20 protein-coding genes, 2 tRNA genes and 2 pseudogenes are annotated in these 26,404 nt (G+C 70.9%); 13 read left to right on the plus strand and 11 right to left on the minus strand.

Annotation, left to right across the window (positions count from 1 at the left end; all coding sequences use genetic code 11):
* Positions 1-157: 157 nt before the first annotated feature.
* Together ACH0BZ_RS07550 and ACH0BZ_RS07555 are read right to left on the minus strand one after the other, a co-directional pair.
* A complete protein-coding gene (locus tag ACH0BZ_RS07550; protein WP_406897721.1) occupies positions 158-1,801 on the minus strand; it encodes a glycoside hydrolase family 13 protein in 1,644 nt (547 codons plus the stop codon).
* 41 nt (positions 1,802-1,842) lie between these two features.
* Complete coding sequence (locus ACH0BZ_RS07555; RefSeq protein ID WP_406897445.1) at positions 1,843-2,238, minus strand: globin; 396 nt, start codon at positions 2,236-2,238, stop codon at positions 1,843-1,845.
* A 107-nt stretch (positions 2,239-2,345) separates the two neighbouring features.
* On the opposite strand from ACH0BZ_RS07555, the gene ACH0BZ_RS07560 reads away from it, so the two are divergent.
* Both ACH0BZ_RS07560 and ACH0BZ_RS07565 read left to right on the plus strand, forming a co-directional pair.
* Positions 2,346-3,218, plus strand: a complete 873-nt coding sequence (locus ACH0BZ_RS07560; protein WP_406897447.1) for a hypothetical protein — start codon at positions 2,346-2,348, stop codon at positions 3,216-3,218.
* A gap of 125 nt (positions 3,219-3,343) precedes the next feature.
* A complete protein-coding gene (locus tag ACH0BZ_RS07565) occupies positions 3,344-3,973 on the plus strand; it encodes an HNH endonuclease (protein WP_406897449.1) in 630 nt (209 codons plus the stop codon).
* A gap of 23 nt (positions 3,974-3,996) precedes the next feature.
* On the opposite strand, the gene pepN is transcribed toward ACH0BZ_RS07565, so the two are convergent.
* On the minus strand, positions 3,997-6,591 hold the full coding sequence (gene pepN, locus ACH0BZ_RS07570; protein ID WP_406897451.1) for an aminopeptidase N: 2,595 nt from the start codon (positions 6,589-6,591) through the stop codon (positions 3,997-3,999).
* A 97-nt stretch (positions 6,592-6,688) separates the two neighbouring features.
* Here pepN and ACH0BZ_RS07575 point away from each other — a divergent pair, with 97 nt between their 5' ends.
* The 3 genes from ACH0BZ_RS07575 to ACH0BZ_RS07585 are packed head-to-tail and all read left to right on the plus strand — an operon-like array spanning position 6,689 to position 8,639.
* Positions 6,689-7,315, plus strand: coding sequence for a DsbA family protein (locus ACH0BZ_RS07575; protein ID WP_406897453.1), 627 nt, complete (start codon positions 6,689-6,691; stop codon positions 7,313-7,315).
* A gap of 20 nt (positions 7,316-7,335) precedes the next feature.
* Positions 7,336-7,809 (plus strand): ribose-5-phosphate isomerase, encoded by a 474-nt coding sequence (locus tag ACH0BZ_RS07580; RefSeq protein ID WP_406897455.1) that lies wholly within the window; start codon positions 7,336-7,338, stop codon positions 7,807-7,809.
* Between the two features lie 5 nt (positions 7,810-7,814).
* Positions 7,815-8,639: an Fpg/Nei family DNA glycosylase gene (locus ACH0BZ_RS07585; RefSeq protein ID WP_406897456.1), complete on the plus strand. Its 825-nt coding sequence runs from the start codon at positions 7,815-7,817 to the stop codon at positions 8,637-8,639.
* Between the two features lie 149 nt (positions 8,640-8,788).
* On the opposite strand, the gene ACH0BZ_RS07590 is transcribed toward ACH0BZ_RS07585, so the two are convergent.
* Positions 8,789-8,862: transfer RNA gene (locus ACH0BZ_RS07590), tRNA-Gly, on the minus strand.
* Between the two features lie 206 nt (positions 8,863-9,068).
* Between ACH0BZ_RS07590 and ACH0BZ_RS07595 the strand changes: the two genes are divergently transcribed.
* From ACH0BZ_RS07595 to clpX, 5 genes are all read left to right on the plus strand, one after another.
* Positions 9,069-9,145, plus strand: a tRNA-Pro gene (locus tag ACH0BZ_RS07595).
* Positions 9,146-9,194: 49 nt separating this feature from the next.
* Entirely contained in the window at positions 9,195-10,577 is a 1,383-nt protein-coding gene (tig, locus tag ACH0BZ_RS07600; RefSeq protein ID WP_406897458.1) for a trigger factor, read from the plus strand.
* Positions 10,578-10,768: 191 nt separating this feature from the next.
* The gene (locus tag ACH0BZ_RS07605; protein ID WP_406897460.1) at positions 10,769-11,392 is read left to right on the plus strand and encodes an ATP-dependent Clp protease proteolytic subunit; all 624 of its coding nucleotides are present in this window, start codon (positions 10,769-10,771) and stop codon (positions 11,390-11,392) included.
* Positions 11,393-11,439: 47 nt separating this feature from the next.
* A complete protein-coding gene (locus ACH0BZ_RS07610) occupies positions 11,440-12,075 on the plus strand; it encodes an ATP-dependent Clp protease proteolytic subunit (protein ID WP_406897462.1) in 636 nt (211 codons plus the stop codon).
* Positions 12,076-12,222: 147 nt separating this feature from the next.
* The gene (gene clpX / locus ACH0BZ_RS07615; protein ID WP_406897464.1) at positions 12,223-13,491 is read left to right on the plus strand and encodes an ATP-dependent Clp protease ATP-binding subunit ClpX; all 1,269 of its coding nucleotides are present in this window, start codon (positions 12,223-12,225) and stop codon (positions 13,489-13,491) included.
* 98 nt (positions 13,492-13,589) lie between these two features.
* Here clpX and ACH0BZ_RS07620 read toward each other — a convergent pair.
* From ACH0BZ_RS07620 to benA, 7 genes and pseudogenes are all read right to left on the minus strand, one after another.
* A pseudogene (locus tag ACH0BZ_RS07620) lies at positions 13,590-14,824 on the minus strand (benzoate/H(+) symporter BenE family transporter).
* A complete protein-coding gene (locus ACH0BZ_RS07625) occupies positions 14,821-17,625 on the minus strand; it encodes a LuxR C-terminal-related transcriptional regulator (protein WP_406897466.1) in 2,805 nt (934 codons plus the stop codon). Before ACH0BZ_RS07625 ends, ACH0BZ_RS07620 begins: the two are co-directional and overlap by 4 nt.
* Before the next feature lie 4 nt (positions 17,626-17,629).
* A pseudogene (locus ACH0BZ_RS07630) lies at positions 17,630-18,517 on the minus strand (MFS transporter); the annotation flags it as partial.
* Positions 18,518-18,660: 143 nt separating this feature from the next.
* The gene (locus ACH0BZ_RS07635; RefSeq protein WP_406897468.1) at positions 18,661-19,494 is read right to left on the minus strand and encodes a 1,6-dihydroxycyclohexa-2,4-diene-1-carboxylate dehydrogenase; all 834 of its coding nucleotides are present in this window, start codon (positions 19,492-19,494) and stop codon (positions 18,661-18,663) included.
* A complete protein-coding gene (gene benC / locus ACH0BZ_RS07640) occupies positions 19,491-21,533 on the minus strand; it encodes a benzoate 1,2-dioxygenase electron transfer component BenC (protein ID WP_406897469.1) in 2,043 nt (680 codons plus the stop codon). The genes ACH0BZ_RS07635 and benC overlap by 4 nt, the downstream gene beginning before the upstream one ends.
* 90 nt (positions 21,534-21,623) lie before the next feature.
* Complete coding sequence (benB, locus tag ACH0BZ_RS07645) at positions 21,624-22,133, minus strand: benzoate 1,2-dioxygenase small subunit (protein WP_406897471.1); 510 nt, start codon at positions 22,131-22,133, stop codon at positions 21,624-21,626.
* 52 nt (positions 22,134-22,185) lie between these two features.
* Complete coding sequence (gene benA / locus ACH0BZ_RS07650) at positions 22,186-23,613, minus strand: benzoate 1,2-dioxygenase large subunit (RefSeq protein ID WP_406897473.1); 1,428 nt, start codon at positions 23,611-23,613, stop codon at positions 22,186-22,188.
* Between the two features lie 323 nt (positions 23,614-23,936).
* On the opposite strand from benA, the gene catA reads away from it, so the two are divergent.
* From catA to catC, 3 genes are all read left to right on the plus strand, one after another.
* Positions 23,937-24,803 carry a catechol 1,2-dioxygenase gene (gene catA, locus ACH0BZ_RS07655; protein WP_406897474.1) on the plus strand — a complete coding sequence of 289 codons (867 nt, stop codon included), beginning with the start codon at positions 23,937-23,939 and terminating at the stop codon, positions 24,801-24,803.
* A gap of 97 nt (positions 24,804-24,900) precedes the next feature.
* Positions 24,901-26,022 carry a muconate/chloromuconate family cycloisomerase gene (locus ACH0BZ_RS07660; RefSeq protein WP_406897476.1) on the plus strand — a complete coding sequence of 374 codons (1,122 nt, stop codon included), beginning with the start codon at positions 24,901-24,903 and terminating at the stop codon, positions 26,020-26,022.
* Positions 26,023-26,104: 82 nt separating this feature from the next.
* Positions 26,105-26,389 (plus strand): muconolactone Delta-isomerase, encoded by a 285-nt coding sequence (gene catC / locus ACH0BZ_RS07665; RefSeq protein ID WP_406897478.1) that lies wholly within the window; start codon positions 26,105-26,107, stop codon positions 26,387-26,389.
* Positions 26,390-26,404 lie beyond the last annotated feature (15 nt).

Consider the following 26,404-nt stretch of genomic DNA (forward strand, 5'->3'; position numbering starts at 1 on the left):
GCGAGTGAGCGAATTCCCAGAGGGCCGCGACGAGGCGCATGCCAGGTCCGTTCACCGCGCCAGGTCCGTTCACCGCGCCAGGCCCGTTCACCGCACCGGACCGCGCACGTGGCGCACGCCGGGCCGGACGGGCGTTGTGGCGACGGCTGCTAGACGTCTACGAGACGTCTACGCGCAGCCACACCGCGGTGTCCGGTGGGAGGACCGCGTCGCCGTCGGGACCCGCGGAGGGCAGGGGACCCGACGCCAGCAGCACCTCGCCGACCGGCAGCGGAACCCCCCGGTCGGAGGCGTTGAGCGCGCACACCACGCCGTCGGCGCGCCGGAACGCCAGGCAGTCCGAGGGGGCGCCGTACCACGCGACGGACGTCTGGTCGCCGTCGCCGTCGCCGTCGCCGTCGCCGTCGCGGTCGCCGTCGCCGGCCCCGGCGTCCCCGGCCCCGGCCCCGGCGGTCCAGGAGTGCCGGATCTCGATCGCGGCCCGGTACAGCGAGAGCGTGGAGTCCGGGTCCTCGATCTGGCTCTCCACGGTGAACCGGCCCCAGCCCTCCGGCATCGGCAGCCAGGTGTCCGCCGTGGTCGAGAATCCGTACGGTGGCTCGTCGCCCTCCCACGGAAGGGGGACGCGGCAGTGATCGCGGCCCATCTCGGCGTGCCCGGTGCGGTCCCACGTGGGATCGGTGAGCCGGTCGTGGGGGATCGAGTAGTCGCTCGGCAGTCCCAGTTCGGCGCCGTTGTAGACAAACGCGATGCCGGGCAGCGCCAGCGTCACGAGTGCCATCGCGCGCGCCCGGGCGCGGCCGGGGACGCCGTTGCCATAGCGGGTCACCTCGCGGACCACATCGTGGTTGGACAGCGCCCACGTGGGCACCGACCCGGCGGCGCGGGCGGCCTCGAGCGAGGACTCGATCGCCTCTCGAACCGCCCCCGCCTCGAACGGGGCGCTCGTGAGTGCGAAGTGGAACGCGAAGTGCAGTTCGTCGGGCCGCAGATAGGCGGAGAACCGGTCCACGTCGCCCACCCACACCTCGCCGAAAGCGGCGGTGCCGGGGTGGTCGTCGAGGACCCGCCGGATACGGCGGTGCACCTCGTGAACGTCCGGCCGGTCCCACCGTATGTCCCGCTCGTCCACGATGAGCTGCGTCGGCACGACGTCGTCGTCCAGGTCCGGTAGACCCTCCGGCTTGGCGAGCCCGTGGGCCACGTCGATCCGGAACCCGTCCACCCCCAGGTCCAGCCAGAAACGCAGGGTCCGCTCGAGGTCCGCGCCCACGTCGGGGTGGTTCCAGTTGAGGTCGGGCTGCTCGGGAGCGAACAGGTGCAGGTACCACTGGCCGGGGCGGCCGTCAGGCTCGGTGACGCGCGTCCACGCCGGCCCGCCGAACACCGACGGCCAGTTGTTCGGCGGTTCCGCCCCGTCCGGGCCGCGGCCGTCGCGGAAGAAGTAGCGCTCGCGCTCGGGGCTGTTCGGACCCGCGGCCACCGCAGCGGCGAACCACGGGTGCTCGACGCTCGTGTGGTTGGGCACCAGATCCATGAGCAGGACCATGCGTGCGTGGTGCAGCTCGGCGACCAGCCGGCGCAACGCGTCGACGTCGCCGAACAGCGGGTTGACGTCGCGCGGGTCGGAGACGTCGTAGCCGTGGTCGGCACCGGGGGAGCGCATGACGGGTCCGAGCCACACGCCGTCCACGCCGAGCAGTTCGAGGTGCCCGATCCGGTCGATCACGCCCTGCAGGTCGCCGGTGCCGTCGCCGTCGGAGTCCGAGAACGACCGTGGATACACCTGGTAGAGGACCATGTCCTCCCACGGCCGCTGCGCGTGGGGCGACCTCTGGGCCGTCACCTCTCCTCCGGGGTGTTGACGAGCATGGCTGCGGCCCGGGTCACGTAGTCGACGAGCGCGGCGCGGTGCTCGTCGTCGAGCGTCCCGGAGTCGATGGTCGCGATGGCACCGAGCATGTTGGACAGCCACGCGTCGTGCGCGGCACGGTCGATACGGAACGGGTGGTGCCGCATCCGCAGCCGCGGGTGCCCGCGCTGCTCCGAGTACGTGGTGGGGCCGCCCCAGTACTGCTCGAGGAACATCCGCAGCCGGTCCTCTGCCGGGCCCAGGTCCTGCTCCGGGTACATGGGGCGCAGCACCGGGTCGTCGGCTACGCGGCGATAGAACTCGTGGACGATCGCGCGGAAGGTCTCGTGCCCGCCCACCTCGGCGTAGAACGTGCTCGTACTCATGCGTCCCATCATGCCCGTGCCGCGCGAGTCGGCGCGGGAGGCGATGGCGGGTGGTAACTTCCGGCGCAATCGGCCGGCCCGCGGCCGGGTGGTCGGGGAGTGATGGCATGAGTAGTCGGCAGGCGTCCGTGATCATCGGACTGCTGGTGGTGATCGCGATGGTCTTGGTGGTGGGGATCGGATACCTCGTCCTCGGGCCTGATGACGACGAGGCCGCACCCGCCGCCGGCGAGCCCACCGCGACGTCCGCCCCTCCTACCTCCACGGAGGAGATGGTCGCGGACCCCGTGGCGGCTCTCGAGGCGGCCGGGGTCGACGTGGTGCAGCCGCCACCGGTCCCCGAGGCGCCCGAGGCGTGGGGCGAGTACACGCTCGCCGGGTCGTGGAACGGTCGCGTCCGCGCCTTCGACAACCGCGAGCCGGCGAAGGCCACGGCGGAGGACGGCTCGACCTTCCCCGCGTCGATGAACGGCTGTGGCGAGATGATGTACTTCGTCACCTTCCGCGCGACCGACGACGGCGACGCCGTGGACGCCCGACTGCTCGACGCTGTGGGCGGGGTCAACGATTCCGAGGTGCTCGGCTCCGGCTGGATGCTCGGCACGAACTGCGCGACCCCGGCCTTCGTGTTCGACACCGCGGCGGACGGCGCCACGATGATCGACGTGGCCTTCACCGTCCACGAGTACCGGCAGTCCTCGGTCGCGCCGACGAGCGCCGCGTCGCAGCCGCAGGCGCAGGACCCCGCCCCGGCCCCGGCGGCGCCCGCCGAGCCGACGTTCGTCGAATGCATATTCGGCACGCCCGGCCCGGCACGGTTCAGCGACGGCAGCATCCGCAACCACCCGCCGTGCGCCCAGACGCCCGAAGCGCAGCGGTACCTCGAGGCGGAGAGCGTGTGTGGCGGCCTCAATGGCTGGGAGGTCTATGGTCGCGAAAAGTACGAATCGCTGTGCGGTCCGGTCCCGGAAGGCCGATAGGGACGCGCCACGGGCGTTAGGGCACGAAGAGTTCACCAAGGGTGCATCATCGTTGCAGGCGAGGTTCACGACGGGCCCGGTCGACCATGCTGCACTGGGCTCCGGTCAACGAGCGGAGAACGTCCATGGGTAGAGCAGTGCGCGAGAACTCGGAGTATCGACAACCGGGTCAGGCGACCACCACGGCCCTGCTCGACCGCGCCTCCGCCCCGCCGAAGCCGAACGGCCACGTCCCGCTCACGAGCGCGCCCCGGGTACTGCTGCTCAACGCCGGCTACGAGGCGCTCACCGCGCTGCCCGCCCGCCGCGCCGTGGTGATGCTGCTCGGCGGCAAGGCCGACACCGTGCACGAGCACCCCACCGAGATCGTCTTCCGCGCCGTCGACACCGAGGTCCGCCTGCCGTCGGTGATCATGCTCCGCGAGTACGTCCGCATCCCGTACCGCGCGCAGGTTCCCATGACCCGCGCCGCGCTCATGCACCGCGACGGTCACCGCTGCGGCTATTGCGGCCGGCGCGCCACGACGATCGACCACGTGGTGCCGCGTAGCCGCGGCGGTGCGCACGCGTGGGAGAACTGCGTGGCCTCGTGCGCGCCGTGCAACCACCGCAAGGCCGACAAACTCCTCGGCGAGCTGGGCTGGGACCTGCGAACGCCGCTGGTCGCCCCGCGCGGGCGCACGTGGCGGCTCGTCTCCCAGATCCGCGAGATGGGGCCGTTCTGGGAGGACTACCTCTACCTCGAGGCGGCGTAGGCGCGGGCGGCCAGCCCGCTCCGTCAGTCGCCCGCGGCGGTGTCCACGGCTCGGGCGGCCAGCGCCCGCGCGAGGTCGGCGGTCTGCTCGGCGATGATCCGTCGCAGCCCGGCGGGACGCGCGTGGTCGGCGGCCGCGGCTTCGTAGCGGGCCACGGTGTCGGCGTCCACGGACCACGAGGGGAACAGCCCCTCGGCGACGGTCTGCGCCAGGTCGCCGGCGCGCGCGGTCCACAGCGCGGCCACCGAATCGAGGTAGCGCTCCTCGATCCCGGCGAGCAGGTGCGCCTGACCGGGCAGGTCCACGCCGAGTAGTGTGGCGCGGACGATCGCGTTGGTGGGCGCGTCGTCGCCTGTGGCCAACAGCAGCGCCTCGGCTTCCTCCTTGGCGCCGACGGTCGGTCGGGCGGCGCGGGCGGTGGCGGCGCGCCGGGCACCGCCGGCGGTGTCGTCGGCGGCCAGCTCGTCGTCGATCCTCCCCGCGTCCCCGGCGCCGGCGGCGATGAGGGCGGTGAGCACGGTCCAGCGCAGGTCGGTGTCGACGACGAGGCCGGGCAGTCCCGCCTCGTCGGCGCCCGCGGCGAGCAGCGTCTCGAGCACCCGCCCCTGGTCGGCGGTGACGGGGCAGGAGCACAGGGCGGTGAGGAAGGCCAGCTGGTGGTCCGAGCCGGGCTCGGCGGTCCGGGCGGCGTCGAGCATCGCGCCGGCGAACGCGGGCCAGCCCGTCGAGTCGGCCCAGCCCTGGTCGGCGTAGCGGGCCAGCGCGGTCTGCGCCTGCGTGAGCACACGCTGCACCACGCCGATGTGCGGCTCGCGCGGCGCGGCCCGGGACACCACCTCGACGAAGCGGCGGGCGGGCAGCCGGGCCTCGCGGGTCATCTCCCACAGCGCAGACCAACAGAGGGTGCGGGCCAGGGGGTCGGACACGTCTTCGAGGGAGTCCAGGACGGTTGCCAGGGACCGCTCGTCGAGGCGCACCGAGCAGTAGGTGAGGTCGTCGTCGTTGGGCAGCACCAGGTCGGGCACCCGCTCCCCGGCGAGCTCGGCCACCTGGGTCCGGGCGTCGGCCACGTCGAGCTCGGCGCGCGCGGTCCGCACGATCTCCCCGGAATCGTCACGGCTGTAGAGCCCCACGCCGAGGCGGTGGGTGCGCAGCTCTCCGGCGCCGGGCGCGGCGGGGCCCTGGACCACCGTGAGCGCGCCGATCGTGTCCCCACCTTCTGCCGACCGCTCGACCTCCACCGAGATCGGGTTGATGCCGGTGGTGCGCAGCCACTGGCCGGCCCAGCCGGACAGGTCGCGCCCGGAGGAGGTTTCGAGGGCGCGCAGCAGGTCGTCGAACTCGGCGTTGCCCCACGCGTGCTCGCGGAAGTAAGCGCGCAGCCCGGCGAGGAACGGCTCGCGTCCCACGTACGCGACGAGCTGCTTGAGCACGGAGGCGCCCTTGGCGTAGGTGATGCCGTCGAAGTTGGCCTCCACGGTCTCCAGGTCCACCATGTCCGCGGCCACCGGGTGGGTGGAGGGCAGCTGGTCCTGGCGGTACGCCCACGACTTCTCCACGTTGGCGAAGGTGGTCCACGCGTCGGTGTATTGCGTCGCGTCCACCTGCGCGAGCACGGAGGCGAAGGTGGCAAAGGACTCGTTGAGCCACAGGTCGTCCCACCACCGCATGGTCACGAGGTCGCCGAACCACATGTGCGCCATCTCGTGCAGGATCGTCTCGTTGCGTCGCTCGTAGCGGTAGCCGGTGACGCGGGAACGGAACACGTAGTCCTCGAGGAACGTCACGGCACCCGCGTTCTCCATGGCGCCGGCGTTGAACTCGGGGACGAAGATCTGGTCGTACTTGCCGAAGGCGTACGGGATGCCGAACTCGCGGTGGTAGAAGCCGAAGCCCTCCTTGGTCTCCGCGAAGAGCCGGTCGGCGTCCAGGTGCTCGGCCAGCGAGGCCCGGCACAGCAGACGTAGAGGGATGACGCCGTGGTCGTCGGTGTAGGTGTCCTCCTCCACGTGGTACGGGCCGGCGATGAGCGCCACGAGGTAGGTGGACATGATCTCGCTGGTGGCGAACCGGTGCACGATGGTGCCGTGCTCGCCGGGCCGCTCCTCGGCGGGGGTGTTGGCCACCACCACCCAGTGCCCGGGTGCGGTGACGGTGAGGGTGTAGGTCGCCTTGAGGTCGGGCTGGTCGAAGCACGCGAAGACGCGCTTGGCGTCGGCGGTCTCGAACTGCGTGTAGAGGTACACCTCGTCGTCGACGGGGTCCACCATGCGGTGCAGCCCCTCGCCGGTGGTGGTGTAGGCCAGATCGGCGACGACGACGAGCTCGTTCTCCTCCGCGAGGTCCGGCAGCGTGAGGCCCACCTCGTCGTCATATCCGGTCGTGTCCAGGTCGCGACCGTTGAGCGTGGCCGAGTGGATCACGGCGGAGCGCAGGTCGATAAAGGTTTCCGCGCCGGGCGTGCGGCACGCGAACCGGACGGTCGTGCGCGAGCGGAACGTGCCCGCCCCGGGTGCGCCCGAGCCGTCGGTGAGGTCGAGTTCCACCTCGTACGCGTCCACGTCGAGCAGGGCGGCGCGGGTGGCGGCGTCGTCGCGGGTGAGGTTGAGCGAACGCATCGGGAGTGCCCTTCCTGAGGTGGGTCGGCAGTCGACCCCGGTTCTACCACCGCGGGCACGGGTGGCGGGCCCGCGGCGAGGTCGGGAGAATGACGACATGACCACAACCCCGTCGTCCACCCGCCGCACCGTCGATTTCTGGTTCGACCCCCTGTGCCCCTTCGCCTGGGTCACCTCGCGCTGGATCCTCGAGGTGGAGAAAGTTCGCGACATCGACCTGAACTGGCACGTTATGAGCCTGTCCGTCCTCAACGAGGGCCGCGACCTCGACCCGGACTACATGGAGACCATGCACAAGGGCTGGCGCCCGGTCCGCGTGGCGATCGCGGCCGCGCAGCGCCACGGCGACGAGGTGCTCGGCCGGCTCTACACCGAGCTGGGCCGGCGGATCCACGACGAGCGACGCGGAATCGAGGACCCGGCTGTGATCGGCGAGGCGCTCGCCGCCGCGGGCCTCGATGCCGACCTCGCCGACGCCGCCGACTCGGACGCCCACGACGCCGCCCTGCGCGAGTCCCACCACCGCGGCATGGACCCGGTCGGCGACGAGGTCGGCACGCCGGTCGTGCACGTGGACGGCACCGCGTTCTTCGGCCCCGTCCTCACCCGCATCCCGCGCGGCGAGGAGGCCGGCAAGGTCTTCGACGGCGCCGCCCTGCTGGCCGAGTACCCCTACTTCTTCGAGCTCAAGCGCAGCCGCACGGAATCGCCGCGGTTCGACTAGGGCGTGGCAGAATCGCACCCATGCGCATCTACCTGGGAGCGGACCACGCCGGCTTCGAGACCAAGAACGCCATCGCCGAGCATCTCGAGGCCTCCGGGCACGAGGTGGTCGACTGCGGCGCCCACACCTACGACGCGGAGGACGACTACCCGGCCTTCTGCATCGCCGCTGCGGAGAAGGTCGTCGCCGACCCGGGCAGCCTCGGCATCGTGCTGGGCGGTTCGGGCAACGGCGAGCAGATCGCCGCGAATAAGGTCGCGGGGGCCCGCTGCGCGCTGGCCTGGAGCGTGGAGACCGCCAAGCTCGCCCGCGAGCACAACAACGCACAGCTCATCGGCCTCGGCGGCCGGATGCACTCCCGCGAGGAGGCGCTCGCGATCGTCGATGCCTTTATCGCCCAGCCCTGGTCCGAGGCGGAGCGGCACCAGCGCCGCATCGACATCCTCGCCGAGTACGAGCGCACCGGCGAGGCCCCGGCCGTCCCGGGGGCCTGACACCGTTGCCCGAGGGGCACACCCTCCACCGACTGGCCCGCCTGCACACCGAGTACTTCGCAGGCGGGCCGGTTCGCGTCTCGAGCCCCCAGGGGCGCTTCGCCGACCACGTCGTCGTCGACGGTCGCCGCTTCGAGCACGCGTCGGCCGTCGGCAAGCACCTCTTCCACCATTACTCCGGCGGGCTCGCCGTCCACGTTCACCTCGGGCTCTACGGGTTCTTCGACACCCACCCGATCCCCGACGGCCAGGACGCGCCGCCGCCGGTCGGCCAGGTCCGGATGCGGGTTGAGGGCTCGGGGGAGGGGACCACGGTGCGCGCGGTGGACCTGCGTGGCCCCACGCGGTGCGAGGTCATCGCAGAGGCGGGGATCGAGGAGGTCCGGGCCCGGCTCGGCCCGGACCCGCTGGACCCCGACGCCGACCCGGACCGCGCGTGGGCACGGATCGCCCGCAGTACCCGGCCGCTCGGCGCGCTGCTCATGGATCAGGCGGTGCTCGCCGGGGTGGGCAACGTCTATCGCGCCGAGGTGCTCTTCCGGGCCGCGCTCGACCCGTTCCGCCCGGGCCGGGTGCTGGACCGCGCGGAGTTCGACGCGCTGTGGGCGGACCTCGTCACGCTCATGCCGATCGGTGTGGACACCGGCATGATCCACACCATCCGGCCAGAGCACGACCACGGCGACGTGCCGCGGCGCGGCGCCGACCGCCCGCGCAACTACGTCTATCAGCGCGACGGGTGGGAGTGCCGCGTGTGCGGCACGGAGATCCGGGTGCGAGAGGTGGAGAACCGGTCACTGTTCTGGTGTCCGTGGTGCCAGAGTGGCTGAAGGGGTGACGGCGTGGTGGCCTGCGCCCCGTACCGACGACGACGCCCGTCCACGGGGAGCGGGGACCGCAACGTCTACGGCGGCGACGCCGGGCCGCTGGCGGCGACTGCCACAGGTAGCGGCGGCTGAGGGCCCGCAAGGCGGGCTGGTGGAGCGGGCGACGGGAATCGAACCCGCGTATCCTGCTTGGAAGGCAGGGGCTTTACCATTAAGCTACGCCCGCGCATCGAGCGCTGATCTGCGGTTTCCGCGCTGATCGCGCTCGCGCCCGGCCCACATTACCGGACGCGACCGGTGCCCCCAACTCCCTGGGGCGCGGCCGCCGGAATCGGCGCGGTGCGGGGCCTGTCGTACACTTGCCGGGTTGGTCTTCGTCCCGGCGAGTGCCCGCGCGGCGCAGCGAGGCCGGGCAGCGGACACGCGAGTCACCGGGATGTGGCGCAGCTTGGTAGCGCATCCGCTTTGGGAGCGGAGGGTCGCAGGTTCGAATCCTGTCATCCCGACCAGCGGACCGAAATGCACGAACCCAGACGACTTCCCTAGGAGCGAACCACCGTGAAGAGCACTGTCGAGCAGCTGAACCCGACCAGGGTCAAGGTCACCGTCGAGGTGCCGTTCGCGGAGCTCGAGCCGGACTTCGACAAGGCCTACAAGCAGCTCGCCGGCCAGGTCAACATCCCCGGCTTCCGCCCCGGCAAGGCGCCGGCCAAGCTCCTCGAGGCCCGCATCGGTCGCGGGGCCGTGCTCGAGCAGGTCATCAACGACATGATCCCCAGCCGCTACGGCAACGCCGTCGAGGAGCACGACCTCAAGGTGTTGGCCCAGCCGGAGATCGAGGTCACCAAGCTCGAGGACGGCGACGTCGTGGAGTTCGTGGCCGAGGTGGACGTGCGGCCGGAGATCACCCTCCCGACGTTCGCGGACCTCGCCGTCACGGTCGACGTCCCGGAGACCGACGACGCCGCCGTCGACGCCGAGCTCGACAACCTCCGCGCGCGCTTCGGCACCCTCAAGGGCGTCGAGCGGGGCGCGGAGAAGGGCGACTTCCTCTCCGTGGACCTGGCCGCCACCGTCGACGGCGAGCCGGTCGAGGACGCCTCCACCGAGGGCCTGTCCTACGAGCTCGGTTCGGGCACCCTCGTCGAGGGCCTCGACGACGCCGCCGAGGGCCTCAAGGCCGGCGAGTCCAAGGAGTTCGGCTCCTCGCTCGTCGCGGGCGAGCACGCCGGCAAGGACGCCGTCATCACCGTCACCGTCCAGTCCGTCAAGGAACGCGAGCTGCCCGAGGCCGACGACGAGTTCGCGCAGATGGCCTCCGAGTTCGACACCCTCGACGAGCTCCGCGCCGACCTCGCCGAGAAGGTCGCGCAGCAGGCCAAGGCCGGGCTTGCCAGCGACATCCGCGACAAGGTCCTCGAGGCTCTGCTCGAGGCCACCGAGGTGCCCACCCCGGAGTCGGTCGTCGAGTCCGAGGCCCACGCCCAGATGCACCAGCTCATCGACCAGTTCGGTGGCGACGCCTCGATCCTCGACCAGGCGCTGGCCGCCGAGGGCACCGACCGCGAGACCTTCGAGGCCGAGACCCGCGAGGGCGCCGCCCGCGCGATCCGCACCCAGCTCCTGCTCGACGCCGTGGCCGAGGAGGCCGGCACCGAGGTCTCGCAGGAGGAGCTCATGCAGCACATCATGTTCCAGGCCCAGCGCTACGGCATGGACCCGAACCAGTTCGTGCAGCAGATCCAGCAGGCCGGCCAGCTCGGCGCACTGTTCTCCGACGTCCGCCGCTCCAAGGCGCTGGCCGACATCATCGTCCAGGTCGACGTCAAGGACTCCGACGGCAACGCGGTCGACACCTCCGAGTTCTTCGGCTCGGGTGACGATGCCGACGCCGACGACTCCCTGGCCGACGAGAAGGCGGAGAAGGACGACGACGCCTGATCAGGCCTCCCGCACGGTCACGACGGCCGGCCATCTCCCTCGAGGTGGCCGGCCGTCGGCGTCCGGTCGGGGCCGGGGAGGGCCCGACGGTCGACGCTCACAGCGAACAACCGGCCCGCCGGGACGGTTCCGTCGTAGCCGTTCGTTACTGTCGGACGTAACGGATGACGACTAGCGAAGGTAGGTACCCCGTGGCCCAGTCCCCGTCGACGCAGCCCGCGCTCAGCTCTCCCGGTTCGCACGGGCTCAGCCTGGGCGACTCGGTGTACGAGCGTCTCCTCCAGGAGCGGATCATCTTCCTGGGTTCCCAGGTGGACGACGACATCGCAAACCGGCTCTGCGCGCAGATCCTCCTGCTCGCCGCGGAGGACCCGTCGCGTGACATCGCGATGTACATCAATTCGCCCGGCGGTTCGGTGACGGCCGGCATGGCGATCTACGACACGATGCAGTTCGTGGAGTGCGACGTCGCCACGTACGGCATGGGCCTGGCCGCCTCGATGGGCCAGTTCCTGCTGGCCGCCGGCGCCAAGGGCAAGCGCTACGCCCTGCCGCACGCTAAGATCATGATGCACCAGCCCTCCGCCGGCGTCGGCGGCTCCGCGGCGGACATCGCGATCCAGGCCGAGCAGTTCGCGGCCACCAAGCGCGAGATGGCCGAGCTCATCGCCCAGCACACCGGCCAGACCTTCGAGCAGGTCACCGAGGACTCGGACCGCGACCGCTGGTTCACCGCGCAGGAGGCCAAGGAGTACGGCTTCGTCGACCACGTCATCGCGCGCGCCGCGCAGTCCGGCGGGACCTCTCCGTCATGACCGGCCCCGCCCCGCGTCCCGCCCGCATCCACACCACGGAGACCCCGATGAACTCATCGCAGCCCTCGCTGCCCAGCTCCCGCTACATCCTCCCGTCCTTCGTCGAGCACTCGAGCTACGGCGTCAAGGAGTCCAACCCGTACAACAAGCTCTTCGAGGAGCGGATCATCTTCCTGGGCACCCAGGTGGACGACGCCTCGGCGAACGACATCATGGCGCAGCTCCTCGTGCTCGAGGGACTGGACCCCGACCGCGACATCACGATGTACATCAACTCGCCCGGCGGCTCGTTCACCTCGCTCATGGCGATTTACGACACGATGCAGTACGTGCGGCCGGACGTCGTGACGGTGTGCCTCGGCCAGGCCGCCTCGGCGGCGGCGGTTCTGCTCGCTGCCGGCACCAAGGGCAAGCGCGCGGCGCTGCCCAACGCCCGCATCCTCATCCACCAGCCGGCCACCGGAGGCATCCAGGGCCAGGTCTCGGACCTCGAGATCCAGGCCGCGGAGATCGAGCGCATGCGTCGCCTCATGGAGACCACCCTCGCCCGCCACACCGGCCGTGACGCGGACCAGATCCGCAAGGACACCGACCGCGACAAGATCCTCACGGCCGAGGAGGCCAAGGAGTACGGCATCGTCGACACGGTGTTCGACTACCGCAAGCTGTCCGCGTCCAACTGACCCTCGGGCGGCGCGCCGCGGGCGGTCGCGGCGCGTCGTCGGGTCCAATGAACTGATCGCGCAGGGGTCGGCTTCGCCGCACCTTCCGCGTACCGTCGATGAGGGGCCCGACCCGGAGGGCCCCGGGAGTGCGAGGACGTAGAACTCATGGCACGTGTGGGTGAGAGCGGCGACCTGTTGAAGTGTTCCTTCTGCGGGAAGAGCCAGAAGCAGGTCAAGAAGCTGATCGCCGGACCGGGCGTCTACATCTGTGACGAGTGCATCGAGCTCTGCAACGAGATCATCGAGTCGGAGGTCGAGGACTCGCAGGAGTCGGCGCTCGACGAGCTGCCCAAGCCGGCGGAGATCCACTCGTTCCTCGACGGCTACGTGGTGGGCCAGGACGATGCCAAGCGCACGCTCGCGGTGGCCGTCTACAACCACTACAAGCGCATCCGCGTGGGCGCCTCCCTCGGCCGCGGCGAGGGCGTGGAGCTGGCCAAGTCCAACATCCTCATGCTGGGCCCCACCGGCTGCGGCAAGACCTACCTCGCGCAGACCCTGGCCAAGATGCTCAACGTGCCGTTCGCCATCGCGGACGCCACCGCGCTCACCGAGGCCGGCTACGTGGGCGAGGACGTGGAGAACATCCTCCTCAAGCTCATCCAGGCCGCGGACTACGACACCAAGCGGGCCGAGACCGGGATCATCTACATCGACGAGGTCGACAAGATCGCCCGCAAGGCCGAGAACCCCTCCATCACGCGGGACGTCTCCGGCGAGGGCGTGCAGCAGGCGCTGCTCAAGATCCTCGAGGGCACCCAGGCGTCGGTGCCGCCCCAGGGCGGGCGCAAGCACCCGCACCAGGAGTTCATCCAGATCGACACCTCCAACGTGCTGTTCATCGTGGCCGGCGCGTTCCAGGGACTCGAGAAGATCGTCGGGGACCGGGTCGGCCGCAAGGGCCTGGGCTTCGGTGCCGAGGTGGCGAGCAAGAACGACCTGGACACGACCGACAACTTCTCCGAGGTCATGCCCGAGGACCTGGTCAAGTTCGGCCTCATCCCCGAGTTCATCGGCCGCCTGCCCGTCGTGGCCTCGGTGACGAGCCTCGACCGGGAGGCCCTGGTCAACATCCTCTCCGAGCCCAAGAACGCCCTGGTCAAGCAGTACTCGCGGCTGTTCGAGATGGACGACGTCGAGCTGGAGTTCACCCAGGACGCGCTCGAGGCCGTCGCCGACCAGGCGATCCTGCGCGGCACCGGCGCCCGCGGGCTGCGCGCGATCATGGAGGAAGTCCTCCTGCCGGTGATGTACGACATCCCGGGTCGCGACGACGTGGCCCGCGTGGTGGTCACCGGCGAGACGGTGCGCGACAACGTGCTGCCGACGATCGTGCCGGTTTCCGAGGAGGTGCCCCGCGAGCGCTCGGCTTGAGCTGACCCCGGAAACGCTGCCACCTGTCAGACGAGACGGCCCCCGCCACTTGACGGGGGCCGTCTCGCATTTCCACCGGCGTCGCGATACGGGCGGCGTTAGGACAGGGTCCGGCGCTCGAGGATCGCAGTGACCGCCATCCCCACCACGATGCCCCAGAACGGCGCCGAGATCCCCAGGAGCGAGACGTCGGCCACGGTCACGAGCAGGCACACGAGCGGGCCGAGCGCGCGGTCGGTGCGGAACGCGGTGATGAACGCGGACTGGAGCGGCGCGAGCATCGCGAGCCCGCCGAGCGCGGCGATGAAGGCCGCCGGTGTGCCCAGGATAAGGCCGACGAAGGCGGGGGAGAGCACCCCCACGACCAGAGCCAGCGTGCCGTTGGTGATGGCGGCGGCATAGTGACGGTCGCGGTCGCCGGAGGAGACGATGAGGGCGTTGGTCGGCCCGGTGAGGCACGTCGAGACCGCGCCGATGGCGGAGACGAGCAGGGACCAGACGCCGCACGCGACCGCGCACGCGGAGACGGGCGGGTGGTGGCCTTTGGCGCGCAGTACGGCAATGCCCTGCCCGTTCTGTACGACCACCACGGTGATGGCCAGTGGGACCACGAGTTCGGTCATCGCGCGCAGGGTGAACTCGGGCGTCTGCAGCATGGGCGCGGCGATGAGGCCGTCGTCGAGGATCCCCCGTGACAGGCCGCCGGTGAGGACGACCGCGACGTCCCGACGACCATGGCGGCGAGGATGGGCGGGACCCCGCGGGCGAGGCGGGGGACGGAGCGGACGACGACGAAGGCGAGCGCCATCGGGAGGGCCACGGCGGCGGACGACCAGACGGAGGACACCAGGCCGAGCCCGAACTGGAGGAACACCCCGGCGACCATGGCCATGATGATCGGCATGGGGATCCAGTCCATGAGCCGGCGGGCCAGGCCGGACAGCCCGACCAGAAGGATCACCACCCCGGTGACGACATAGGCCCCGAGTACCTCCGACCATCGCAGGTGGGAGAGCGAGTTGCCGACGATGACGGTGCCGGGGATGGTCCAGAAGAAGGCCAACGGCATGCGGTGGATCCAGCTCATGAGGATGGTGAGCAGGCCGTTGGCGAAGAAGACGCCGAAGATCCACGACGACAGTTGGCCGGGGGAGAGGTCTCCCTGACCGCCGGCGGTGAGGATGACGGCGACGGGTCCGGTCGCGGAGAAGACCAGCGCGATGAGGGCGTTGGCGAATTCGCGGGGGCCGATGTCGGAGAGCACCCGGCGCGGCGAGGGCCGGGTGGTCTCGGCCCAGGCAGGGCTGACGGTCGACAGGGGTCCGGTGGTCACAGTTCTCCCGGGGGGTCGTGGTCGGTTCTGAGCGGCTCGGCGTTGCGGGAGACGAAGGCGGCGAGTTCGGTGCGTCCGCTTACCCCGAGCTTCGAGTAGATGCGGGTCAGGTGGTACTGGACGGTCTTGACTGACAGGAACAGTTCCTCGGCGGCCTGGGCGTTGGTGCGGCCGGCGGCGACGAGGGTCGCGACGGCGCTCTCCTGGGGGGTCAGGGTGCTGTTGCCCCCGGTCCGGGTGACGTCGACGCCGCCAGCGCGGCGCTCCCTGTCGCACCGCTCGACGTACGCGCGCGCCCCGAGCTGTTCGTAGATGTCGCGCGCCGTGCCCAGAGCGAGGTGCGCCTCTCGGCGTCGGCCGGCCCGGCGCAGGGTCTGCCCATATCCGAAGTGCATGCGCGCCGAGTAGTAGGGCATCGCCAGTCCGTCGAGGTGGTCGAGGCTGCGGCGAAAGATGCGGCTGCACTCGTCGACGTCGCCCCGGACGGCGGCGATGCGGGCGCGTACGGCGCCGAGGCGGGCGAGGGTGGATCGGTGGCCCTGCCTCTCCGCGCGTGCCTCGGCGGGCTCGATGAGTTCCTCCGCCTCGTCCAGTCGGCCCGCCAAGACCAGCGCGTGGGTGTAGAGGTCGTGCCAGGGCCAGTATCCGGGCTGGTCGATGTCGCGTTCGGCGGCGAGCGCCACAAGGGGCTGGGCAGCCAGTCGGACGGAGGAGTAGTCGCCGGTCGAGGCCGCCACCTGCATCCGCGCCATCGCCGACGGGATGACCTGGATCGGGTAGGCGTCGGCGCTGGTGGTGAGGTTCCGCAGGTGCGCGGCCGCGCCGAGGTGATCGCCGCGCATCGAGCGGATGACGGCGCCGGGCCAGTGGACCACCGGCGCGAGGAGATCCAGTTCGAGGTCGTCGACCCGGCGGGCCGCGGTGTCCACGACGCGGAGCGCGTCGTCCCACTCGCCCCGCAATAGGAGGGTGCGGGCCAGCCAGGCCTGCGCCCAGATGGAGATCCGGGCCGACCCGGAGACGTCGGCGGTGGGGACGGCCGAGCCGAGATGCCGGCGCGCGCTCTCCAGGTCGTCCCGAGCGAGCGCGATCCACCCGGCCGCCATCTCGAACCGCTGGGCGACGGCCGGCGCCAGGCCCGCGAGGCGGTCCTCGACAGCGGGCGCGGTATCGGGGCCGCCCTCGATCGCGCGACCAAGCATCTCGATGGCCCTGGCCTCCTCGACCTCGGGCTGCTCGGGGCGTCCGCTGCCGGTGACCACTCCGGCCCAGTGGCGGATGCGCGCCGGCCGCCACTCACACAACGAGTGGACCACGAACTTCTGGGCGAGGGGGACCGGATTCGAGTTGGGGGTGCCAGCGGTGCCGTCGGTACGGGCCGCGAGGGCCCGTTCGAGCAGGACCTGGGCCTCACCGGCGTGGCCGAGATGCAGTGCGAGGGAGCCGAGCACGGCGTCCCGTCGCGCGTCCGAGCGCGCCCGCTCAAGGCTCTGGGCGAGCGAGCGTGCCTCGCTGATCCGGCCGGCATTGAGCAGCGCGTCGACGCCGTCGATCTGCAGGTCCCGGGCGCGCTCGGCGTCCGGGTTGAGCGCGGCGGCGGTGAGGTAGGCGTGCCCGGCCGAGCTCCAGCGGCCGGCGCGGGCGTGCATGCGTGCTCGGGCCCCCATGGTCTCGGACAGGTCGGGGTCCGGGCCGATCGACGCCGAGGCGCGGTGATCGAGCGCCGCGTCGAGATCGCCGGCCTCGTCGGCGACGTGGGCGGCGAGGGTGTGCAGCCGGAGCAGCTCGCTGGGCGGGACCCCGCGCAGCACCGCCGTCCGCAACAGCGGGGAGCGGAACCGGACGCTCGCCGCCCCGGGCGTGAAGTCCACTCGGGCGAGGTCGGCGGCGTGGGCGACGTCGAGGGCCGCGCCGATGAGCGCGGGCGAGACGGTGATGCGGGAGCGTGCGGCGAGCAGCGCGGACAGCGCCTCGTAGGTGACCGGGGGCGACAGGACGGCGGCGGCCTCGATCACCGCGCGGTGGTTCGGGTCCATCCCGTCGAGCAGGGCGGCGATCTCCCGCTCGACGGACGCGGGCAGGGGTGGGACGGAGAAGGGGGCGTTCCACCAGGAGTCGGGGGCCTGGTCGGCGACGGTCGCGACGGCCCCGGCCTCGCCGCCGGTGTAGTCGAGCAGGCGCCGGGCCGCTGCGGCCGACGGTTCACGACCGGTGCGGGTGGCGACGAGGGTGCGGATCTCGGACTGGTCGAGCGCCCCGAGTCGCACGGTCTCGCGTGCGAGTTCGGAGCAGAGGTCAGCGGACGGACCCTGCGCGGGGCTGCCGAGGGTCAGCACGAGCAAGACGGACGCGCCGCCGGCGTCCTCGAGCGCCGAGGCGAGGACCCGCAGCGAGGCGGGGTCGGCGTATTCGGCGTCGTCGACGACGACCACCGCACCCGGCCCCGCGGAGACCAGGGCAGCGGCCAGCGCGTCGACCAGCACCGGGGCACCGGCGGGCTCGGTCTCCTCGGGCCCGGGCCGGCGCGCGGGCTCGGTGTCGGGTCGGGGCAAGCGCTCGAGGACCCGCTCTGCCACAACCCATCGCGCGTCCTTCTCCCACGGCAGCGCGCGGACGAGCACGGACGTCACCCCGGACAGCTCGGCGACCACGGAGTCGACGAGGTGGCTCTTGCCGCCGCCGTCGGCAGCGGTGACCAGGACGATCGACGACCGCTCGCCCGCCACCGCGCCGTGGATCGCGTGGAGGCGATCCGCGGCGCGGTGGTGACCGTAGCGGGGGACGGGGTGAGCGAAGGTCATGCGGTCAGCGTAGATCCGGCCCCGCGGAGGCGACGGGCGCCGACACCGGGCTGGGCGCGCGCAGCCCGGGGGAGCGGGGAACGGCCCGGGTGAGGGCCGCACCCACGAGGGCGATGCCGCCGAACACCAGGAAGGACGTGTTGGCCTCCAGACCGGCCGCGACGAGGAACCCGCCGATCACCGGACCGAGGATCCCGCCCAGGCGCCCGAAGCCCGCGCACCAGGCCACGCCCGCGGCGCGGGCGCCGGTCTCGTAATAGTTCGAAACGAAGCCGTAGAGAAGGACCTGTGTGCCGATGGTGCCCATCCCGGCGGCCGCAACCAGGGCCGCCACCAGGACGAGCGGCGGGAAGACCGTGACGGCAACCAGAGCAAACGTGGCCAGCAGGAAGGAGCAGGTGACGATCACGCGTGGCCCGTGCCGGTCGGCCAGCCAGGACGCGGCCAGGCCACCGACGATCGCGCCGCCGTTGAGCACCAGCAGGAATCCCAGCGAGCTTCTGGCGTCGATCCCGTAGGCCTCCATGATGGTGGGGAGCCAGGTGTTCAGCCCGTACGTCAACAGCAGGCCGGCGAAGCTCATGAAGCCCAGCAGCAGGGTGCCGAGGCGGTAATCCCGCGACAGCAGGGCGGCGAAGCCGGTGCGGGTGCCCACCTCGTCGTCGTCCCAGTCCCCCGTCGTCGTGGCGGCGGTGAGGGGTGCGCCCTCCGTTCGTACCATCTCGGTGGGCAGGCCGGTGGTCGCGCAGATCCGGGCGGCGCGTGCGGTGTGGCCGCGGGAGGCCAGCCAGCGCGGTGACTCGGGCAACGTGTACCAGGCGTACGGCAGGAGCAGTACCAGTGGAAGGGCGCCGATGAGGAACAGGCCGCGCCATCCGATGTGGTCGCGCAGGCCCGGGGGACGCGGGAGGGCTCGAGGACACGGGAGGGCTCCGTTCGGTGGTGGCAGGGGTGCCGGTGAGAGGGCGGTACGAAGACGGGTGCGAGGGCGGGGCTGACGGGAGGGCCGCCCGGCCCGGGAAGGGGCGGGGCTGGTCAGCCCTGATCGCCGCCGGCGACGGGCAGGACGGATCCGGTGATGTAGGAGGCCTCGTCGGACGCGAGGAAGCAGATCGGGGCGGCCTGCTCGTGGAGGGTCCCGTAGCGACCCATCACCGTGGAGTCGACCGTCTGCTCGACGATCTGCGAGTACCAGGCCTTCTCCTGATCGGTGCGGGCGTCACCGCCGCGGGAGATCTTCCGTTCGGGGGCCAGCGTGCCGCCGGGGGCGGTGGCCACCACCCGCACCCCGTGGGGCGCAGCCTCGAAGGCTAGCGCCGAGGTCAGGCCATTGACGCCTCCCTTGGACGCGGCGTAGGGGACCCGGTTGACCCCTCGGGTGGCGACGGAGGAGACGTTGACGATCGTGCCCGCGCCGGCGGAGACCATCGACGGCAGAACGGCGCGGCACATCCACAGTGTGGGGAACAGTGACCGCCGGACCTCGGCCTCGATCTGCTCGGCCGAGTACTCGTGGTACGGGCGGGCCCAGATGGTCCCGCCGACGTTATTGATGAGCGTGTCGATCCGCCCGTGCGCGCCGAGCGCGGCCTCCGCCGCGGACTGTGCGCCCTCGAACGTCTCCAGGTCAGCCTCAACGGGGACCACGCGGTGGCCGTCCGGGGACACCGCGGTCAGCTCGTCGGCTACCTCGGTGATGAGGTCGGCGCGGTCGACGACGGTGACTTGTCCGCCCTCGCGGACCACCCGGTCGGCGACGGCGCGGCCGATGCCCTGGACCGCGCCGGTGATGAGCACCGACCGTCCGGCGAAACGACCGGGGGACAGCACGGGGTGCACGGGGTCGTACTCGCCGACGGGCGCGCTCACGACGCCGCCCCCACGTTCTCCTGGTCGGCGGCCTGCTGGTCCAGGGCCGTGCGCATGGTGGTCTTGGCGTGTTCGGTGTGGCGGCGGATGAGGTACCGCGCCGCGTCGCGGTCGTTGTTCTCGAACGCGGTCACGATCTCCAGGTGCTCGGGGACGATGTCCTCGGACACCCAGCGGGCGTCGGGCAGGACGCTGTTCATCACCTGGGTCACCTCCAGCATGCGGTAGGCCTGCAGCAGCGAGTCGTTGCCGGTGCAGCGGAACAGGAACTCGTGGAACTGGGCGTTGGCGGCGGTGAACCGCTCGGGGTCGAGGAAGTGGTCGCCCTCGATGTACTGGTTGGCCGACTCGGCGAGCATCCGGAACTCGGCGAGGCGCGCGGCATCGAGGCGGCCCATCGTCAGCTCGACCACGCCGAGCTCGAGGGCCATGCGGGCGTCGAACTGGGCGTCAGAGTGGCGGATCGCGGGGTGGATCTCGCCGCTGACGACGCCGGGTCCCGAGGTGATGGTCTCGGAGCGGTCGCCGTCCGCCAGCAAGATGGTGGCGGCCGCGTTCGAGGTGGTCGGCGCGGTCGAGGGCGCGAGGGTGACCTGCGGCGGCGTGTAGCCGACCGGGCGGGCGGCGATCGGGGCCTCGGGTTCGGTCGCGGTGACCGGCGCGGGAAACAGTCCGGGCGCGGGCGGGGTGTGGCCGACAGGGCGGGCGGCGATAGGGGCCGGCGGTTCCGCCGAGGTGGCCGCGGGGGTCGGGTGACCGCCGGGGGCCGGTGGTGCGTAGCCGACGGGCCGGGCCTCGATGGCGGGGACCGGCTCGCCGGGCCGTCTCGCGACCAGCGGCATCGCGGGTGCGGGAGCGGCCGAGGCGGGCGTGTCCGGTGCGGACGTCGGGGGCATCGTGGGAGCTGTGGGCGCCGCGGGGGTCACAGCGCGCTCCTCGGTCTGAACGGCGGAGGTGCCGTCGGTCCCGGCCTTTACCGGCTCCGCCGGTTCGGTGCCCGTGGCGGCGGGGGCCGGTGGGGCCGGCGCCGCGGCGGCAGGGGTGAACTTCTCGTAGTAGAAGTGCGTGACCTGCAGACCTTCGTCGTCCAGGAACCCGCGCACGGCCTCGACCATCGGAGGCGGGCCGCACAGGTAGATGTCGGTGGAGCCGCCGTGGAGGTGCTCGGGGCGGATCAGGCTCGTGACGTAACCGGAGTTGGGGTGCTTAGTCTGGGGATCGGCGACGACGAGGTCCCAGGTCATTCCGGGGATGCGGGTGGTGAACTCGTCGAGCAGGTCGGTGTAGACGACGTCGGTGTCGAACGAGGTGCCGTAGATGAGGTGGACCGGTCGGTCGGTCGTGCCGGCCGCGGCGAGCGTCTCGAGGATGGACAGGACCGGCGCCAGGCCGGTGCCGCCCGCGAGCAGCAGGAGCGGACGCGTGGACTCGCGGAGGAAAAAGCTGCCCATCGGGCCGGTCAGTTCCAGCCGGTCGCCCACCGCGCTGCGCTGGGCGAGGTACTCGGACATGGCGCCACCCGCCGCGTACTTGATGAGGAACGAAAGGTGGGTGGAGTCGGCGCCGGTGGAGAACGAGTACGACCGGGTCTGGTCGGTGCCCGGCACCGCGATGTTGACGTACTGGCCGGGCAGGAACGCCAGGGCTTCGCGATCGTCCAGTTCGACCGTGAGCGCGAACGCGCCCTCGGCCAGCCGCTCGACCGCCGTCACCGTCGCGGGGTGAGCGGCGGCGGCGGTCTTGGCGACGTCCGAGGTGGTGGGGATCTGCACGACCAGGTCGGAGCGCGGGACCATCTGGCACGGCAGGCAGTACCCGGCCTCGACCTCGGCATCGGTGAGCGCGTCGTCGATGTAGTCGCCGCCGTCGTAATCGCCGGACTCGCACAGGGATTTGCATGTCCCGCACGCGCCGTCACGGCAGTCGAGGGGGATGTTGATCCGGGCTTTGTACGAAGCGTCGGCGACGGTCTCCGACGGGCCACAGTTGATGAAGCGCGTCACCCCGTCTTCGAAGCTCAGGGCTACCTGGTAGTTCATGGGTCTTACTCCTGGTCGCTGGCTGGTCGGCCGCGCGCGGCGACCGGGTAGGTGCCGGCGCCCTGGGGCGGGCGCCGACGATACGTGGCGTCACACCATGTAGACGTCCACGATGTGGTGGATGTAGTCGTTCTTCAGGACGACCTTCTTGTAGGTGATCAGCGGGGACTCACCGGTGACGTCGAGGGTGTAGAACGACGTGCCGAAGTACTGGTCCGTGTTCTTGTAGCGGAAGTACGACGAGATCCAGTTGAAGCGGACGTCCACCTCGCCGGGCCGGCGGTCGAGGACCTCGATGTTGCTGATGAGGTGGTTCGTGCGCGGCTCGGGCAGCGAGGTGGCCGACGACCGGTCGGTCCGGATGCGGAACACTCGGTCCTCGATCCCGGCCCGGTTGGGGTAGAAGATCAGCGAGATCTCGGAGTAGGGGTCGGTGGTGAGCTCGCCGTCGTCGTCCCAGGCGGGCATCCAGTACATGGCGTCCTCGCGGTAGCACTCGATCCACTGCTCGAACTGGCGGTCGTCGAGCAGGCGTGCCTCGCGGAACAGGAAGGCGGAGATCTCATCGATGGAGATCGACGCCGCGGCGGGTGCGGACATGGTCATGCCTTTCGTGGGGCGTAGGAGTCGTTCGGGCGTGGGTGCGGTCGGCTCAGGCGTCGGCGGAGACCGTCGCGTGCTGCGGCGCACGACCGGGAGCGCCCGCCCCCGGCTCCTCGGCCTCGCACGCGGCCTTCTCGGCCTCGAGTGCCCGCTGCATGGTCTCGACCCAGTAGGCGTGCTGGATCGGGTACAGGCCCTCGTCCTCGGTCTTGGCGCCGGAGGACAGCACGTTCTCCATACCCAGGCCGCGGGCCGTCTCGTCCGGGCCGGTGACCTGGTGGGTGCTGCCGCGGGTCATGTCGTTCCACGGCGCGGCGTCGGCGAGGTAGGTCTTCTGGCAGGAGCGGAACTCCTCCAGATCGTCCGGGGTGGCCATGCCGGTGGCGTTGAAGAAGTCCTCGTACTGGCGGATGCGGGCGGCTCGGGCCTCGGCGCTCTCGCCCTTGGGCGCGATGCAGTAGATCGTCACCTCGGTCTTGTCGACCGAGATGGGCTTGAAGTGCCGAATCTGGCTGGAGAACTGATCCATCAGGTAGACGTTCGGGTACAGGCACAGGTTGCGAGAGGCGCCCACCATGAACTCGGCCTTCTTCTCGCCGATCTGGTCCGCGAGCTCCTGCCGGCGGTCCCATAGCGGACGGTCCTCGGGGTTGCCCCACCACATCCACAGCAGGAGATGGCCGTGCTCGAACGACCAGTAGCCGCCACCCTGTTTGCCCCAGGTGCCAGCGTCCATGGCCTTGGTCTCGTTCTTGGACTCACCCGAACCACGACGGGCGGTGGTCGCTGCGTAGTTCCAGTGGGTGGCCGAGACGTGGTAACCGTCGGCACCATTTTCGGCCTGCAGCTTCCAGTTGCCGTCGTAGGTGTAGGTCGACGACCCGCGCAACACCTCGAGACCCTGGGGGGACTGGTCGACCAGCATGTCGATGATGACCGTGCTGTCCCCGAGGTGCTCCTCGAGCGGCAGTACGTCCGGGTTGAGGCTGCCGAACAGGAAGCCGCGGTAGCTCTCGAAGCGGGCCACGCGACGCAGGTCGTGGGAGCCGCCGGTGTTGAACTGCTCGGGGTAGCCGGCGTCACGGGGATCCTTGACCTTGAGGAGCTCACCCGAGTTGGAGAACGTCCAGCCGTGGAACGGGCAGGTGAGGGTGGTGCGGTTGTCCGTCTTGCGGCGGCAGAGCATCGCGCCCCGGTGCGAGCAGGCGTTGATGAGGCAGTTGAGCTTCCCGTCCTTGCCGCGGGTGATCACGACGGGCTGGCGGCCGATGTCGGTGGTGAAGTAGTCACCCACCTCGGGGATCTGACTCTCGTGGGCGAGGTAGACCCAGTTGCCCTCGAAGATGTGCTTCATCTCGAGTTCGAAGATCTCCTCATCGGTGAAGATGCGACGGTTGGCGCGGATGATGCCGTCCTCGGGCCGGTCCTCGAGAGCGGTCTCGAGAGTGGCCTGGACATGGTCGAGTCGATCTGACATCGAGGGCTCCTAACGTGGGTCGGTTCCGGCTGCCATGCGGCCGCTTTCCGGTGTGACTCCACGGTGGCAGGATGTGCGTTCAATCACACTAGGGCACCTCCTAGTCATACCTAGGTGCCAGGCGTTCGCACTGCGAACGCGAACCGGGGCCCAGGCCGCCGACCTGCGGGTTTGTGAATAATCCGTGCGGAGAGTGCACGAGTTGTCCTCTATAGATGTTGAGGCTGGTGATTGACGACACATCACTTTGGGCGCACAGTGGGGCTATCGACCGGGCCAGCCGGTCCGATCCGTACCTCACCCGACACCACTCAAGGAGCGTCATGACCAGCACCGCAGTTCCGAGCGCCGCCGGCTCCGGAAGCGCCGCCACCGACAAGTTCAAGGGCAACCGCTTCACCTCCGACACCTCCGAGGAGCGTGCGGCCGCGATCTACAAGGACGTCCTGACCAAGCTGTCCGAGGTCATCTACGAGCACGAAGTCACCTACGACGAGTACCGCGTCCTCAAGCAGTGGCTCATCGAGGTCGGCGAAGGCGGCGAGTGGCCGCTGTGGCTGGACGTCTTCCTGGAGCACTTCATCGAGGACTCCAACAGCCGGATTTTCCAGGGAACCAAGGGCTCCATTGAAGGGCCGTACTACGTGCCGCACGCCCCGAACCTGGGCTCCGAGGGCGTCATGCCGATGCGTGAGGACGAGAAGGGGACCAAGTTCATCTTCCGCGGCCAGGTCCGCGACCTCGACGGCTCCGGCATCGAGGGCGCCACCGTCGAGCTGTGGCACGCCGACTCTGATGGCTACTACTCGCAGTTCGACGACGGACTCGGCATCCCGACGTGGAACCTGCGTGCGACCTTCAGCACCGACGCCGAGGGGCACTTCCACATCACCACGGTCCAGCCTGCGCCTTACCAGATCCCGCACGACGGCCCGACCGGTGAGTTCATCGCCAGCTACGGTGGTCACCCGTGGCGTCCCGCGCACCTGCACCTCAAGGTGACCGCGCCGGGCAAGCGCCTCATCACCACCCAGCTGTACTTCCAGGGTGGCCAGTGGGTCGAGGACGACGTGGCCGGTGCGGTCAAGCCCGAGCTGATCCTGAACCCGCAGCCCAATGCCGATGGGATCGACGAGGTCGAGTACGACTTCGTGCTGGACCCCGTCTCGGACAAGCGGTTCGTGGCCTGACCGGCCCCGACCCACGCATTACCACTCCGTCAGCCCCGGTCGCCACGAGCGACCGGGGCCTCGGCGGTTGACCGGCCGACCCAGCAAAGGAACCCCCATGTCTGACCTGACCATCCGTTCCGTGGAGACGCGGATCCTCGACGTGCCGCTCATCCGGCCTCACAAGTTCGCCACGACAACCGCCACCGCCCAGGCGATCCTGCTCGTCTCCGTGACCACCGAGGCCGGGGTCGTCGGCTACGGCGAGGGCGTGACGCCGGGCGGACCCTGGTGGGGCGGCGAGTCGGCCGAGACCATGCAGGTACTTGTGGAGAAGTACCTCGCCCCCGTCGCCGTCGGCCGCCGGGTCGACGAGATCCCAGCCGTCCTCGAGGTGATGGAGGGCGTGGTGGCCCGCGGCCGCTTCGCCAAGGCGGCGCTCGAGATCGCCATGTTCGACGCGTGGGCCCGCTCCCTCGACGTGCCGGTGCGCTCGCTGCTCGGCGGCGCCGTCCGCGACTCCATCGAGTGCACCTGGGCCCTGGGCGCCATGCCACTCGAGGAGATGGTCGCCGAGATCGACGAGCTGCTCGCCGCCGACCGGCACCGCACGTTCAAGCTCAAGATGGGCGCGCTCGACCCGGCCGAGGACGTGGCCCGCATCGCCGCGCTCGCCGAGCGCCTCGACGGCCGCGCCGGCCTGCGCGTGGACATCAACGCCCGCTGGGACCGCCTCACCGCCAACCTGCACCTCCCGGCCCTGGTCGACGCCGGCATCGAACTCATCGAGCAGCCGACGCCCACCGAGCAGATCGAGGTGCTCGCCGAGCTGAACCGCACCTTGCCGGTGCAGTTCATGGCCGACGAGTCCGTCCAGTCCCCGCACGATGCCCTCGAGGTGGTGCGCCGCGACGCCGCCGGCGTCATCGCGGTCAAGACCACCAAGCTCGGCGGCCTCACGCGCGGCAAGGAGACCGTCGCCATCGCGCGCGCGGCCGGCGTCGCCTGCCACGCCGCCACGTCGCTCGAGGGCCCGATCGGCACGGTCGCCTCGCTGCACCTGGCGTGCGCCGAGCCCGGCTTCACCTACGGGTCCGAGCTCTTCGGTCCGCTGCTGCTGGCCGAGACGTACGTGACCACGCCCATCCGCTACGAGGCCGGTCGGGTCCATCTGCCCGAGGGCCCGGGCCTGGGCGTGGAGATCGACCACGACGCCGTCGAGAAGTTCACCCGCCACTGAGTCCGCGGCCCGGGGCCGCGCTGGTCCCGGGCGGGGCTCCGTCGGGGCCCGCCCACCACACCCGTAGAGAAGGAGGCCCGTCATGGCCCTGTTCCACGTCCGCATGGACGTCAAGATCCCCCACGACCTCGACCCCGAGGTGCGCGCCGAGACCGTCGCCCGCGAGAAGGCCTACAGCCAGGAGCTGCAGCGTTCCGGCACGTGGCGCGAGCTCTGGCGCATCGTTGGCCAGTACTCCAACATCTCGATCTTCGACGTGGAGTCCGCCGACGAGCTGCACGAGCTCCTCCAGGGGCTGCCGCTGTTCCCGTACATGGACATCGAGGTCATGGCGCTGACGCGGCACCCCTCGCGCATCGAGGACTGACACGCCGGGCATCCG

The sequence above is a fragment of the Dietzia sp. 179-F 9C3 NHS genome, from assembly GCF_045369825.1.
Classification (GTDB): Bacteria; Actinomycetota; Actinomycetes; order Mycobacteriales; family Mycobacteriaceae; genus Dietzia.